This is a genomic window from Hymenobacter aquaticus (assembly GCF_004765605.1).
GTDB classification, from domain to species: Bacteria; Bacteroidota; Bacteroidia; order Cytophagales; family Hymenobacteraceae; genus Hymenobacter; species Hymenobacter aquaticus.
Window position 1 is genome coordinate 2,595,544 of the sequence record NZ_SRLC01000001.1, and the last position, 14,496, is coordinate 2,610,039.

General features: G+C 59.0%; 9 protein-coding genes. 6 read left to right on the plus strand and 3 right to left on the minus strand.

Annotation, left to right across the window (positions count from 1 at the left end; translation table 11 throughout):
* The first annotated feature begins 40 nt into the window (after positions 1 to 40).
* Positions 41 to 2,338 carry a xanthine dehydrogenase molybdopterin binding subunit gene (locus E5K00_RS10795; RefSeq protein ID WP_135463228.1) on the plus strand — a complete coding sequence of 766 codons (2,298 nt, stop codon included), beginning with the start codon at positions 41 to 43 and terminating at the stop codon, positions 2,336 to 2,338.
* 225 nt (positions 2,339 to 2,563) lie between these two features.
* Complete coding sequence (locus E5K00_RS10800) at positions 2,564 to 3,547, plus strand: XdhC family protein (RefSeq protein WP_135463229.1); 984 nt, start codon at positions 2,564 to 2,566, stop codon at positions 3,545 to 3,547.
* A 204-nt stretch (positions 3,548 to 3,751) separates the two neighbouring features.
* On the opposite strand, the gene E5K00_RS10805 is transcribed toward E5K00_RS10800, so the two are convergent.
* The 3 genes from E5K00_RS10805 to E5K00_RS10815 form a co-directional block, all read right to left on the minus strand.
* Entirely contained in the window at positions 3,752 to 4,339 is a 588-nt protein-coding gene (locus tag E5K00_RS10805) for a DUF4136 domain-containing protein (protein WP_135463230.1), read from the minus strand.
* Between the two features lie 144 nt (positions 4,340 to 4,483).
* Complete coding sequence (locus E5K00_RS10810) at positions 4,484 to 6,355, minus strand: ABC transporter ATP-binding protein (RefSeq protein WP_135463231.1); 1,872 nt, start codon at positions 6,353 to 6,355, stop codon at positions 4,484 to 4,486.
* Between the two features lie 587 nt (positions 6,356 to 6,942).
* Entirely contained in the window at positions 6,943 to 10,086 is a 3,144-nt protein-coding gene (locus tag E5K00_RS10815; protein WP_135463232.1) for a T9SS type A sorting domain-containing protein, read from the minus strand.
* Between the two features lie 523 nt (positions 10,087 to 10,609).
* Between E5K00_RS10815 and E5K00_RS10820 the strand changes: the two genes are divergently transcribed.
* The 4 genes from E5K00_RS10820 to E5K00_RS10835 all read left to right on the plus strand — a co-directional run bounded on the left by E5K00_RS10820 (position 10,610) and on the right by E5K00_RS10835 (position 14,356).
* Complete coding sequence (locus E5K00_RS10820) at positions 10,610 to 12,004, plus strand: ATP-binding protein (RefSeq protein WP_135463233.1); 1,395 nt, start codon at positions 10,610 to 10,612, stop codon at positions 12,002 to 12,004.
* 6 nt (positions 12,005 to 12,010) lie between these two features.
* A complete protein-coding gene (locus tag E5K00_RS10825) occupies positions 12,011 to 12,910 on the plus strand; it encodes a DUF4435 domain-containing protein (RefSeq protein WP_135463234.1) in 900 nt (299 codons plus the stop codon).
* Positions 12,911 to 13,113: 203 nt separating this feature from the next.
* Positions 13,114 to 13,698, plus strand: coding sequence for a helix-turn-helix transcriptional regulator (locus tag E5K00_RS10830; RefSeq protein ID WP_135463235.1), 585 nt, complete (start codon positions 13,114 to 13,116; stop codon positions 13,696 to 13,698).
* Between the two features lie 238 nt (positions 13,699 to 13,936).
* Complete coding sequence (locus E5K00_RS10835; RefSeq protein ID WP_135463236.1) at positions 13,937 to 14,356, plus strand: hypothetical protein; 420 nt, start codon at positions 13,937 to 13,939, stop codon at positions 14,354 to 14,356.
* Positions 14,357 to 14,496 lie beyond the last annotated feature (140 nt).

A 14,496-nucleotide genomic window follows, 5' to 3' on the forward strand; every position in this document is an offset into this window, starting at 1 on the left:
CTCCCACCCGCCGGCTTTTCTTCCCGAATTTCTCTTCCCAATGAATCATCTTGACCCGGTGCGCCACGTGCGCGGCGAATCCCAATACTTGGATGACGTGCTGGTGCAGCAAGGCACGCTCTACGCGGCCGTGTTTGAGTCGCCGCTGGCCCACGGGGTGCTGCGCGCCCTGCACCTCGACGAGGCCCTGCAAGCGCCCGGCGTGTTCCGCATTCTGACGGCGGCCGATATTCCCGGCGAAAACCAGATCGGCGGCATCGTGCCCGATGAGCCCCTGCTGGCCGAAGGCCACGTGCATTTCCGCGGTCAGCCCGTGGCCCTGGTGCTGGCCGATACCGAGCACCACGCCCAGGCCGCCCTGCACCTCATCCGCGCCGACATCGACCCGCTGCCCATCATCACCGACCCGCGCGTGGCGGCGGCCCAGGGCGAGCTGATCGTGCCGCCGCGCACCTTTCGCCTCGGCGACCCGGAGGCGGTATGGAGCCAGTGCGCCCACGTTTTCGAGGGCGAAGCCGAGTCGGGCGGGCAGGAGCACCTCTACATCGAAACCCAGGGCGCCTATGCCTTTCCCACCGAAATGGGCGGGGTGCGCATTATTTCCTCGACTCAGGGCCCCACGGCCGTGCAGCGCCACACGGCCCACGTGCTGGGCATCGGCATGCACCAGGTGGAAGTCGACGTGACCCGCCTCGGGGGCGGCTTTGGCGGCAAAGAAGACCAGGCCACGACCTGGGGCGCGCTGGCCGCGCTGGGCGCCTTCGTGGTGCGGCGGCCGGTGAAGCTGGTGCTCGACCGGATGGCCGACCTGCGCATGACCGGCAAGCGCCACCCCTACAGCTCCGACTTCCGCATCGGCCTCGACGAAAACCTGCGGATTTTGGCCTACGAAGTCACGTTTTACCAGAACGCCGGGGCCGCCGCCGACTTGTCGCCGGCCGTGCTGGAACGGACACTGTTTCACGCCACCAACGCGTATTTCGTGCCCAACGTGAAGGCTACGGCCTACAGCTGCCGCACCAATCTGCCGCCCAACACGGCCTTCCGGGGCTTCGGCGGGCCGCAGGGCATGTTCGTGATGGAATCGGCCATTGTGAAGGCCGCCGAAACGCTCGGCGTAGCGCCCAGCGAAATTCAGCGCCGCAACCTGCTGCGCGAAAACGACCTGTTCTCGTACCGGCAGCCGGCCGAAATGTGCAATGCCGAGCTGGCCTGGGACACCGCCGACCAAGTGTATGGCCTTCAGCAGCTGCGGGCCGAAGTCGACGCATTCAACCAGCAGAATGAGCGGCTGAAAAAAGGTTTGTCGGTGATGCCCATCTGCTTCGGCATTTCCTTCACCAAAACGCCCATGAACCAAGCCCGGGCCCTGGTGCACATCTACACCGATGGCTCGGTGGGCGTGAGCACCGGCGCGGTGGAAATGGGCCAGGGCGTGAACACCAAGATTGCCCAGGTGGCGGCCCAGACGCTCGGTATTTCACCCAGCCGCGTGAAGGAGGAGTCGACGAACACGACGCGGGTGGCCAACACCTCCCCGTCGGCCGCCAGCGCCACCGCCGACCTCAACGGCAAAGCCACCCAAATGGCCTGCGAGGCCCTGCGCGAGCGGCTTTTGCAGCACGCGGTGCTGGAGTACACGCTGAACTACGAGGGCCTGGAAATCCGGGACGAGCAGGTGCTGGCCGCCGGCGTGCCGGCCGATACGAACTGGGAAAAGCTGGTGTCGTCGGCGTACTGGAAGCGGGTGAATCTGAGCGAAAACGCCCACTACGCCACCCCCGACATTCATTTCGACCCGGTCACGAACCAGGGCTACCCTTTCGCCTACCACGTCTACGGCACGGCCTTCACCACCGTCACGCTCGACTGCCTGCGCGGCACCTACACCTTCGACGCGCTGCGCATCGTGCACGACTTCGGGGAAAGCATGAACCCGGCCATCGACCAGGGCCAGATTGAGGGCGGCACGGTGCAGGGCATCGGCTGGATGACGATGGAAGAGCTGATCTATAACGACGAAGGCCGCCTGCTCAGCAACTCGCTCAACAGCTACAAGATTCCGGACCTCTACTCGGTGCCCCAGCGCATCGACGTGCATTTCCTGGAAACGCCGGGCCACCCGCGGGCTATTCTGCGCTCCAAAGCCGTGGGCGAGCCGCCGCTGATGTACGGTATCGGGGCCTACTTCGCGGTGCGCGACGCCATCAGCGCCTTCCGCCCCACGCACCGGCCCACTTTTTCGGCCCCCATTACCCCCGAAAAAGTGTTGCTGAACCTCTACCCCAGCGGCGTGGCCGAGGAAGTGGTCCGATTGGCCCCTAGTACCGTAGCGTAATTTTTCCCGCCCGGGCCGCCATCCTTCGCGGGGTGATGGCCCGGGTATTTTAGAGCAATAGTCAGGCTGGGGTAAGCGCCGTAGAGACGCAATATTTTGCGTCTCCTCGTTGAACGACTCGCGAGAGGATTGTTCACCGATTTCGTTCAACGAGGAGACGCAAAATATTGCGTCTCTACCTCCTCTGTCAGCCCGATAACAGCTGTATTTTTCTGAGTGCACTTCGTGGATTCGTATTCCGCCTCTCCTTCCCTCCCGCGCGACTTTCCGGTGTGGCAGCACCTGGCCCGCAGCCTGCAAGCCGGCCAGCCCGTGACCTTGCTGTGCGTGCTGAGCAGCACGGGCAGTAGTCCGGGCCGGCAGGGCTTCAAGATGAGCGTGTCGGCCGACGGTATGGCGGGCTCCATTGGCGGCGGCATCATGGAGCACAAATTCGTGGAGCTGGCCCGGACCCGAATGCAGGCGGCCGACCCGCAGGTGCTAATTCGGCCCCAGATTCACCGCAAGGAGGCGCCCGACGACCGTTCGGGCATGATTTGCTCGGGCGAGCAGGTGCTGCTGCTCTACCCCGTACCGCCCACCGATTTGCCGGCCGTACTGGCTATTGAACAGGCCCTGCGGCAGCTCACGCCCGGCTTTGTCCACTTGTCGGCCGCGGGGCTGCAATTCCTGGAAACAACGGATGCCCCGGCGTTTTACACCTACCGCAGCGGCCCCGGCTGGGAATATCAGGAAAAGCTCGGCTTCCGCGACCAGCTGACCATCGTCGGCGGCGGGCACGTGGCCCTGGCGTTGTCGCGCGTGGCCGCCACCCTCGACTTCGAACTTACGGTGCTCGACGACCGGGCCGGCCTGAACACGCACCAGCTGAACCCCTACGCCCATCACAAGCGCACCGTGCGCTACGAGGCCCTGGCCGGGCAGGTACCCACCGGCGAAAACCAGTACGTGGTGATTATGACCTTCGGCTACCGGCCCGACGAAGTGGCGCTGCGGCAGCTGCTGGGCCACCCGGTGAAATACCTGGGCCTGATGGGCAGCACGGCCAAAATCCGGGAGCTGCGGGCCAGCCTGCTGGCGTCGGGCTACACCGAGGCTGATTTGGCCCACCTGCACGCTCCCATCGGGGTGCCTATTCAGAGCCGCACGCCCGAGGAAATTGCCATCAGCGTGGCGGCTGAGTTGATTCGGGTGCGCAACAGCGGGTAGCGGAGGCAGGAGAAGTGTCTGAAAACGCTAAAACAGTCATGCTGAGCTTGTCGAAGCATCTCTACCGCCAAAGTAACTAATTACCAGTGCGGTAGAGATGCTTCGACAAGCTCAGCATGACAATACCATTGCACGCGAGATGTCTCCCGTTGGTCGACATGACAGACTTTTCATTCGCGGCTTTCTTCGCCGCCGCGCTAGCCGCTACTGGCTGGCACCTTCGAGGTAGCCTTCGGTAAAGACGTGGTACTGGTCGAAGATGGAGCGCACGGAGCGGCGCAGCACGGCCTCGCCCTGCATGCCGGGCGGCACCGTGACGCCGGAGGCGTAGCCATTCCAGACGGCGCGGTTGGTGCGGTTATCAATCAGGGTGACGAGCAGGGTGCCTTCGGCCAGCACCATCTTGATGGGCTGGTAGCCCTGCCGGCTTTCTTTGGGCGTCTCGTCGTCTTCGACCATGCCCGTGGTCATCCAGCGGGTCAAATCCTCCTGGGCGTAACCCCGGAAAGCCATGTCGCCCTCGAACAGGCGGAACATTACCAGCAAATCGGGGCGGCTGCGGGCGGGTTTGTAGCCCTGCACCCGCATGCGCGTCCGGATGGCGTCGCGCAGCACCGAGCCCAGCTTGCTCGTATCCGAGGCCAGACCCTGGCCGGTTACGAACTCGTAGGTGCGGTAGCGGCGGAAATTGCCGGTATAACTATAGTCAGACTCAATTCGGGCTTCACGGGCGGCAAAGCACCCGGAGAGGGCCAGACTCAGCCCGAAAAGCAGGGTAGCAGGTAGTTTCATGGGCAGCAAATCACTAAACGGCAGGTTACCCTAAGATACGATATCCGAGAGGCTTATGTATTGATTCGCCGCCAAAAAACTCGCAAAAAATTCTGCCCCGGCCCGCACATCTGCCCGCAGGCGCCCGCAACGCGTATTTGTACCCTACCGATACCCGGCCGCCTGCAGGGCAAACAGTTCCGAATACCGGCCGTTGCGGGCCAGCAGCTCCTCGTGGGAGCCGATTTCGACGAACTGCCCGTTCTCGATGACCAGAATCCGGTCGGCCATGCGCACGGTGCTGAAGCGGTGGGAAATCAGCACGGCGGTTTTGCCCTGAGTCAGGTCGGCGAAGCGCTGGAACACCTCGTGCTCGGCCCGGGCGTCGAGGGCGGCGGTGGGCTCGTCCAAGATCAGCAGCTGGGCGTCGCGCATGTAGGCCCGGCCTAGCGCAATCTTCTGCCACTCGCCCCCGCTCAGGTCCACGCCGCCGGCAAAGCGGCGGCCAATCATCTGCTCGTAGCCGCCGGGCAGCTTCTTAATCACGGTATCGGCCAGGCTCTGGGCGGCGGCCGACTGAATCCGGTCCTGGTTGGCCTTTTCCTCGATGCGGCCCACGGCCAGGTTCTGGCCCGCCGAGAGCTGGAAGCGCACGAAGTCCTGGAAAATGACCCCGATTTCCTGGCGCAGCTCGGCCGGGTCGTAGTCGCGCAGGTCGTGGCCGTCGAGCAGGATGCGGCCTTCGGTGGGGTCGTAGAGGCGGCTGAGCAGCTTGACGAGCGTGGTTTTACCGGCCCCGTTTTCGCCCACCAGGGCCAGCTTTTCGCCGGCCCGGAGCGTGAAGCTCAGGTTGCGAATGGCCCATTTGCTGGAACCCCGGTACTGAAAGCCAACATTTTCGAACTCGAAACCCAGCCGAATAGGCCGCGGGAACGGCCGCACCTGCTGCCCTTCGGCCCGGGCAATGCGGGGCTGCAAATGGAAGAAGTCGAAGAAATCCTGGAGGTAGAGCGCGCCCTCGGCCACGCTGCTGAACCGGCTCAGGATGCCTTCGAGCAGGCCCCGCATCCGGGCGAAGGAGCCCGACAGAAACGTGAGCTGCCCGATGGAAATGTGGCCCCGCACGGCCTGGGCAATGATGTAGACGTAGGCCGCGTAGTAGCCGCCGGCCCCGATGGCGGCAAACAGCGCCCCCCACCCGGCTCGCCGCACTACCAGGGCCTTGTTCTTCCGGTAAAACTCGTCGGAGAGCTGCCGGAACCGCTCGATCAGGAAGCCCGACAGCCCGAAAATCTTCACTTCCTTGGCCGTTTCGTCGGAGGCCCCGGTTTGGCGCAGGTAGTCCAGCTCGCGCCGCTCGGGCGTCCAGCCGTGCACCAGCGAGTAGCTGCGCTCGTTGAAGTGCGACTCGCCCAGGAACGCCGGCACCACGGCCACCAGCAAGAGCAGCAGCAGCCAGGGGTTGAAAGCGGCCAGGCCCACGGCCAGAAACAGCATCGTAATCATGTCCTGAGCCTGGCTGAGCACCTGCGACATGAGCACCGTGCGCGACAAAGTCTGGCGGCGGGCCCGCTCCAGCTTGTCGTAGAACACGCTGTCTTCGAACTGGTCGAGGTCGAGCTGCCCGGCGTGCTCCATCAGCCGGATGGACGAGCGGTTGGCAAACAGGTCGCCGAGCAGGGAGTCGAGCAGGGCCACGCCCCGGCCCAGCACGTCGGAGAGAATGGCCAGGCCAAACTCCAGGCTGACCAGCCCGATGATGGGCGTGAGCGAGCTGCCGGGCGTGCGCGAGAGGCCAATAACGGTGTCCAGAATCAGGCGGGCCACGTAGAGCATGGCCACCGGCAGGGCCGCCCGCAGCAGGCGCAAGGCAATGTTGCCCAGCGTCAGGCCCGGGCTGGTATCCCAGATCAGGCGCAGAAACTCCGGCAGATTCTTCAGGGCCGACACCCGCTCCCGCACACTCAGGGCCGGCTTGCCATCCGGCCGGGGCCGCTTGGCCGATATTTTCGCAAACTTGTTGGATAACCAGGACATAGGAGGCCGCTACGTCATACTTCGGGCCGGAGTTGGTGAGCGGCCGTTTTGGCAGGGGGAGCCGAAGTACCCGACGCTACCGGCACGAGTTGAGGTTAGGCGAGGCCTCCCCACCATAATTTTTCTGTAGAGCTTCTGCAGACTTGTCGTTACCCCAATTTTTCCGAAGCGTTCCGACTTTATGGCCCGAACGCCTTTCTAGTATTGCTAGTGGTTGCTCAGAAGGCAGAAACTGTAGCCCATCGAGCGTGCTCATGTCAACGAAAACGGCTGTTCAGTTGCGCTGAGATGGTTTGGTGCTGACGGACGAGCTGGACGTATCTTTCTTCTGTTACGATAGCAAAAAGGCCTTACACGGGCCGAGCAGAAACTCAGCATTAAAAACACCGCCTTAATTATCTTCGGTCAGCCGCCACCAGCTCACGTCGAAACCCACTTCAAATTCACGTCCTAATTGGGCCCTGCGTGGGCAGACTACCTTAGCTGTTACCCTTCGGCACGTCCGTCATTGTGTAGCTGCCGGGCCCTCATCCAATTGCTCCCGGCGTCTGGTGCTGGGGGCGGCTGAATAAGGGCCCGGCTAGAGCTTACTCCACGACCAGGCGCACAGCCTGACTGCCGCTGCGCACCAGGTACAGGCCCCTGGGTAGATGCAACCGGGCTTCCCCCGCTGCACTTGCCACGGCTACCAGCACCCGCCGGCCCTGCGCGTCAAACACGGCCACGTCTGCGCCCGCATCGGCTCCGGTCAGCGTGGCTAGCCCAGCAGTTGGGTTGGGGTAGACAGATAGCGCGGCAGCCCCGCGGCCCGAACGCACGGAAAGCGGAATGAGAGGCTCGGTTAAAGTTGCCAGCACGGCGTTGTAGCTGCTACCGCTGCCCGGAAGCAGGATGCTGCCGAACGTGGCTGGTGGCTGCACCCAGCTGGTAACGTACACTCCTTGGGCATTAACCGCCACAGCGTAACTATCATCGCTGCCGGGACTACCACCGGCCAGGGCCCAGTCGCCGGTAGCAGCGCTGCCCGCGTCGGTATAGCGGGCCACGAATAAGTCCTGGCTGTAGGCCGCCTGAGTACCGGCCAGGGGCACTCCACCCAGCTGCACCCGCCCGCTGTTGCTTGCATTGTTGCTTACGTGGCCGGTGACGTACAAGCGCCCGTTGCCCAGGGCCAGGCCAATGCCCCGGTCCCTACCGCTGCCGCCATCCGCCTGAGCCCAGTCCAGCGTGGGGCTACTGCCCTGATCGGTGAAGCGGGCCAGCAGCACGTCGTCCCCGGTGTCGGCGGTAGCGCCGGCCAGCGGGATGCCGGCCACTTGCACGTTGGTGCCGATGGTGCGGCTGTTGAACACGCTGCCCGTCAGGTACAGGCGGGTGCCGCTGGCTAGCAGGGCCGTGCCGTAATCGGTGCTGGTGCCGCCGATGGCCCGGCCCCAGGTGAAGGTGGCGCGCGTGCCGGCGTCGGTATACTTCACCAAAAAGGCATCGGAGCTACTAGTGGGACTGGCGCCGGGCAGGGCTACGCCCCCAAACCGCATACTCCCCCCGTCGCTCAGGTTGTTGGTGAACTCCCCCGTGACGTAGACGCTGCTGCCCACGGCGGCAATACCCCGGCCGTAGCACGCATAGGAGCTGCCCGAGAGGCTGCCCGCCGCCGTGGCCCAGGCGCAGGTGGCACCGGTGCCGCCGTCCGTAAACTTGGCGACGAAGGCATTGACCCCAATACCGCCTACCCCGGGCAGGGGCTGGGAGCCGAAATACACGTTGTTGGCGTTGGCGTTGTTGTTGTAAAAATTGCCCGTCAGGTACACGCTCGTGCCGCTCACGGCTACGTCGGTGCCGTAGTCGTAGCTGTTGCCGCCCCCGCCCGCTGCCCAGGCCCAGCGGGCACTGCTGCCCTCGTCCACACACTTGACTACCAAGGCGTCGCTCTGACCGGCCCCATACAGCCGATAGCTGCCAAACTGAGCCGGCAAAAGGCTGCTGCCCGCGTAGGTGCCGGCCACGTACACGTTGGCGCCACTCACAGCCAGGTGCAGGGCCGAGTCATCCCCTTCACTGCCCCCGCTCAGCAACCACACCCACGTTCCGGTTGCGGGACTGAACTTGCCTACAAAGGCGTCGCCGCTGCCCATGCTCACGTATAGCTCGCTGCCCAGGAGCACCTGCCCGTACAGCTCGCCCGTAACCAGCACCTCGCCGGTAGCGTTGGTGGTCACGGCCGAGGGCGAGAGCGTGCCGCCGGCCGTACGGGTTGCCACGGCACTTTGCCAAGCACCAGCGGTCGAGAGGGTCGCCACCCCGGCCGCGTTGGGCGATAGTGCCCGGAGCGACCCGTAGAGGGCCGGGCCGGTGCCGATACCCAGTCCCAGCCGCACCCCGGCGCCGGTTACAGTCAGGCCGTTGGCGGCATCGGGGCCGGTGCCGCCACCCGCCCGGGCCCAGCTGCAACTGGCGCCGTTGCTGAGAATTTCGTAGCGCGCCACCAGCGCCTCAGCCGAGGCGTTGGCGCTGGCTCCCGGTACGGCAAAGGTATCGAACCGCACGTCGGAGCTGTTGGTATCGCTGTTGGTGATAGAGCCGGCCACGTACAGGCTCGTGCCGCTCACGACCACCGCCTGCCCCGCATCGTTGCCGCGGCCGCCGCCCCGCGTGGCCCAGTTAAAGGTTGCACTGGTCGTGACGTCGGTGTAGCGGGCCAGCAGCAGCTCGGCGCTTAGCGCGGTGGTGAGCCCATTGAAAGCAGCTCCGCCCACGCGCACCGACTGGGTGTTGGTGCTGGTGTTGGTGTAGGAGCCGGTGACGTAAACGCTTGTGCCGCTCACGGCCAGGCCGTTGGCCTGGTCGGCGCCGATGCCGCCGCCCGCCACCGCCCAGTTGTAGGCTACGCTGGTGCCGGTGCTGGTGTAGCGGGCCAAGAAGAAGTCGGTGCTGACGGCCACACCGGTACTGGTATTGGAGCTGGCCCCGGCCAGGGTCACGCCCCCAAACTGAACCCCGCTGGCCCCGGCTCCATTGTTCGTCACGGCCCCGGCCACGTACACGTTGCTGCCATTCACGGCCACGGCATTGGCCTGGTCGGCGCCGGTGCCGCCGCCAGCCACCGCCCACTGGTAGCTGGCACTGGGGCCCTGGTCGAGGTAGCTGGCCAGCACCATGTCGGCGCTGTTGCTGGCGCTGGCCCCGGCCAAGGAGGTATTGCCGACCAGCACGGTCTGGTCGTTGGCCGCGTTGTTGGTAATGCTGCCGGTGACGTAGACGCTCGTGCCGCTCACGGCCACGGCATTGCCCTGGTCGGCGCCCGTGCCACCCGCCGCTACGGCCCAGTTGCAGGTAGCCGTAGGGCCTGCGTCGGTGAAGGAAGCGACAAAAAGATCGGAGCTGATAGTGCTGCTCCGGCCGGCCAGCGGCACGTTCCCAAAGCGTACTGCCTGCGCGTTGGCGCTGTTGCTGGTGATGCCGCCGGTCACGTAGATGCTCGTACCGCTCACGGCCACTCCTTGTCCTATGTCTGAACCGGTGCCGCCGCCGGCTACTGCCCAGGTCCAGGTGGCCGCCGCCGCGTTGTACTTAGCCACGAACATGTCGGTGCCGCCGACGCTGGTCAGCAGCGTCGCCCCAAAGGCCACCTGCCCGGTGAAAGTGCCCACCACCAGCACGTCACCAGCGGAGTTAAGGGTCGTGGCCCGCACCGCAGCCGTACCACTCAGGCTGGCCTGCGGAAAGTTCATTGCGGCCGTCCAAAGGGGGGCTTGCGCCCGGCCAGGGACAGGTAGCGTTAGCAGTAGTACCAGCAGCACGAGTAGGTGGCCGGCTATGGCAACGGGGCGTAACTTTTTAGCCGTCCGGCGGGAGGCATCAGATGCGTGTAGCATAAATAGTAGTCGGCCTGCACTTGCCGCCCAGGCCGTGGCGGCACCCAGAAACTGCTGGGTGGCAGGCCAATCCTATAAACGGCTATTAATGCCCTGGCGAAGCGAAAGTACTACTTTCATGGCTCCCTACAGTCATTTTCCGGCAACATGAAGCACGAATCCTTGCCCGGAGAAAAGCGCCCGTACTCGTCTGGCAACCGGTGCTATTGCAAAGGCGAAAGCGCAGCTTCTGGGTAACCAGGACCTAGACTGCGGGCTACGTCATACTTCGGACCGGAGTTGGTAAGCGGCCGTTTTGGCAGGGAAAGATCAAAAGTTTAGGGAATGACATTATATTGTGACTCAATTTATTGTTTAATCCACTTTTACCAAACTTCTGATGAAACTACAAAAATTAGAAATCAAAAACCTTTATGGTTTCATGAACAAAACCATAGACTTCAACAAACAATTAAATCTATTAGTAGGAATCAACGGTTCTGGAAAAACCAGCGTACTCAATGTTATTTCATGGATTATGCAACCTTCCTGGGTTGACCTATGCACCATTGAATTCAAGAAACTACAAATAGAATTTTATTACGAATCAAAAAAGCATGTCATTACCTGCACGCAAACTGAATCAAACTTAACAATTAGCATTAAAGAGGGTACAAAGCAACACAAGCCATTAATTGCAGCATTGACAATTCCGCCATCCAACCTTATATCAAATCCCAATTTAAAGGAATTTGCTAGAGGCCAATATGAAAAGCTACAGCCAACACCAGACGAAATCGAAGCTTGGACATATTTTTTAAACCTACCAAATCCAATTGTTATATCGATTGACAGAAAATTCGATGAAAAGTCAGAAAGAAAAAATGACTCAAAGCTGAGAGTTAAAAACATAAGCAATCAAACAAATTCAATAGAATCAGTAAAGTTTTATTCAAATGAAGCATTCAGCATTTACAATAAAAGAATTATTGACCTAAATAAAATACTCCGAGACGAGATACTCCTTTCTTCTTTTGAATCAACAATTATTGACCTTAATAACGTCAGAAAATCAAGCAAAGGACTTTCTGTTAACGATGTAAATAAACTGGAAATTAATATTATTAAATTCCTTGAAGAAGACAACAGTGATCAAACAACAACTGACACACTAAAAAATGCGGTCAAAAACTACGCCGCTGAAATGAGAACTATAGTAGACAATTACTTCAAATTAAGAAAAGAAAAAGGCCTTAACACAAATAAAGACAAAAAACAAGACTCAAAGAACAATTTATTCATCGACACAAACTATATAATTAACTCAAATCAATTCACCAGAATTGAAAAAATACTGAAAGCGTTTTCAAAGTATGAAGAAGATTCAAGTACCGCTTACAGAGCAATTGATATTTATCTAAAATCAATTAACCATTTCTTGCAAGACTCAAGCAAAGACCTGTTTTTTAAGAAAGAAAATGGACAATTATATTTTAATATAAAAGACAAAAACAACAAGCCATTTATATTCGAACAAACAATTGATGGACTCTCATCTGGCGAGAAGCAAATATTAATATTATTCACATATTTAGCATTTGGCAATACAACTGGCAAAATATTTATTATTGACGAACCTGAAATATCTCTTCACCCGAAGTGGCAAGATGATTTTTTACAACAATTGCGCAATGTAACCCCTACAGACACTCAGCTTATTATAGCTACTCATTCTCCTTCAATCGTCGGAGAGCTTGAAGAAGATTGCAAAATTCTTTTACCTTACAATGAGTAAAAATTCATGGAACCAAGAATCTCAAAATCAAATAGCATTCCAAGAAAAACCACCAACTACTACTTAGGCGAGGCTGTCATAAGACGACAATTCAATGATGTTGATTTTTATTTCGAGGATGAAAATCAACAAGAAATGTATTATTCGATAATGAATAAATTATTTGGAGACAAGATAAAGTTTGAAAAAATATTTATAACATGCGGCAAACCTAATACATATAGACAACTTAAAACACATAAAAATAAGCAAAAAAAGATATATATTGTTGACAAGGATTTTGACGGCCTGTTAAGAAAGAAAAAACGAGGTATCGGTAACTTATTTTATCTTGAGAGATACTCAATTGAAAATTTTTTAGCTGAAGAAAATTCTTTAAAATGGTTGATAGTGTCTAAAAAACCCACTTTACAGCGCAACTCTTTGACATTACCATACAATTCCCTTATTATAGAAGTAATGAAAGATCTGAGACTATTAACAAGTTGCTTTTTCATAGCAAAAAAATACAAATTGCATAAACACGCACCAGGTTTTAAGACATGTAAGTTGCCAATTAATCAATTTTTACAAGGCACTGATAGTATAAGTGCTACGAAAGTAGATACTTATTGGGAAGAAGTAAAGCAAGCTATTATCAATTATTACCCTGACAAAGACCCGATTAATATATTGAATTCAGCAAAAAAGAGTATCAAATATGAAACACTAACCATGGATGGCGTATGCAAACACATTCCTGGAAAATATTTTTTAGAGCTTCTAAGAAGAAAAGTAAATACCATATATCCATTCATGACTTCGCTTGAGTCTGGCCAAATGAAATTTTTATTAGCTGACAAATGCGAATTACACTCTTTAAACAATCTTAAAAACGACATAAATTCGTACTTAGGCATTACCTAATTGATAAACACCAGATATATCTCGTCCCCCAAAGAAGCCCCAGCCGCTCCCGCCGCTGGGGCTTCTTCGTGCCAGGGTCCGCCGGAAACCATGCACCCAGCCTTGTACAAGAATTTTCTGAAATCGAAAAATACTTGTACAACCTATGCTGTCGTTGCTGTACAAGAATTCTCACGAAATCGAAAATTCTTGTACATCCCAGCATGGCCCGTCGCTCCCGCTCTTCGACTAACGTATTGGTACGCCTGCGGACCTGGTTTGGGCTCGACCAGGAAGCCCTGGCGCTTTACCTGGGGGTTAGTCCCGGGCTGATTCGATCCATCGAAACCGGCCGGCGCGCCCTGACCGCCGACATCTTTCTGGCCCTGCGGCCGCTGGTGCTGCACCTGCCCCCGCCCGAAGCCCCCGCGCCGGTCCCGGCCGAGGGGCCGCCGCCCGGCCTGCCCGCGCCCGAGGCGGAGGAGCTGGCTTTCCGGCGGCAGGTGTGCGCGGTGCAGCTGGCCAAGCTGGGGCGGGAGTTGGCCGCCATTGAGGCCCGGGCCCGCGTAGCCGCGCGCTGGGCCCAGGCCCTGCCCGCCCTGCGGCAAGCCGCCATCGAAGCCCACGCCATTCCCGACCCTGATAACCCCGACCGGGGCTCCTGGCTGCTGGGCTGGCTGGAGCGGCAGGCCCGCCCGCTGCCGGCCCAAGATGCCACGCGCTGGCACCTGTTGCGGGCGCGGCTGGCGGCCCTCAGGGCCGAGGTGGCGGCCCTGGACGACAGCGCAGGCGGGGTAAGCTATGTTTAGGCCAAGTCGGGCCCGTTGTGCTCTATCTTGTGTGTGCATGGCGCGAGTAGGTCGCCTCACCCCCCGGCCGCATACCAGAACGATACGCTTCCTTATGGCCAATCTTTTAGCTGAAAGTCGTCTTTTGGGCTCTGGTTAGCATTTTGGTACTTATATATAACAATTCGCATACTAGCCGAAAGTCGATGAGCGTTGGAAGCGCAGTTCCATCTTTCCACCTTATTAACTTCTAGTAATCATGCCAGTAAATTATGCCTTCCTCACCAACTGGGCCATGTGCGACGCGGCCACCGCAGAAATCGACTTCAAGCTGGAAGTCTACACCACCAGCGAGGCCGTAGACCGGCTGGCCGACAAGCGCACCACGCGGGCCAATAACAGCACCTCGGCGAAGCTGGCGGCGGTGAATTCGAAAATCACGGCGGCCGAAATCCTGCTGGCTACGCCCGGTATAGATCCGGGCCTGGTCCAGCAAACCACCGACCAGCTCGCCGCCCTGCAGGTGCAGCGCACCACGCTCACCAAGCGCGGGCGCACCACCGCCGGCCTCGATGATTTTCTGGACGGAGTGGAAGACGAGCAGGACGAGGCGCAGGTAGCCAAGCTCACCACCATCAAGGCGGGCATTGCGGTGCACCGCGACACGCTGTCGGCGTAGGTTCCCGGCCCGGCCGCCAATTATTTCAAGTAAGTCAAAAGCCCCGGTTGCAGGTCGCAGCCGGGGCTTCTTTGTGTTGCTGCACCACCATTTCACGCAGTGTTGCGCGGTGGTCAGCGCAGTGGTTCGCAGGGTCGTCC